Below are 447 nucleotides of genomic sequence, written 5' to 3'. Positions count from 1 at the left end.
GCCTCCAACACCTCGGGCCTGGGCATCAACAAGCTCGCCGAAGTGCTGCCGGAAGAGCTGCGCCACCGCTTCCTCGGCGTGCACTTCTTCAACCCGCCGCGCTACATGCACCTGGCCGAGCTGATCCCGGCCAAGACCACCGACGCGGCGGTGCTGGAAGGCCTGGAAACCTTCCTGACCACCACCCTGGGCAAGGGCGTGGTGATCGCCAAGGACACCCCGAACTTCATCGGCAACCGCATCGGCGTGTTCTCGATGCTGGCCGCGATGCACCACACCGAGCAGTTCGGCCTGGGCTTCGACACCGTCGACGCGCTGACCGGCCCGGCGATCGGCCGGCCGAAGTCGGCGACCTACCGCACCGCCGACGTGGTCGGCCTGGACACCATGGCCCACGTCATCAAGACCATGGCCGACACCCTGCCCGACGACCCGTGGCACTCGTAC

At 67.8% G+C, this 447-nt stretch carries 1 protein-coding gene; it reads left to right on the top strand.

What is annotated here, in order from left to right; genetic code table 11:
- A partial coding sequence (locus tag JQK88_RS35720) for a 3-hydroxyacyl-CoA dehydrogenase family protein (protein WP_203281289.1) occupies window positions 1–447 on the top strand: 447 nt, incomplete at both ends.

Origin of the sequence: Mesorhizobium caraganae (assembly GCF_016836705.1) — a bacterium.
GTDB lineage: Bacteria > Pseudomonadota > Alphaproteobacteria > Rhizobiales > Rhizobiaceae > Mesorhizobium > Mesorhizobium caraganae.
This window is presented reverse-complemented; position numbering and strand designations above follow the sequence as displayed.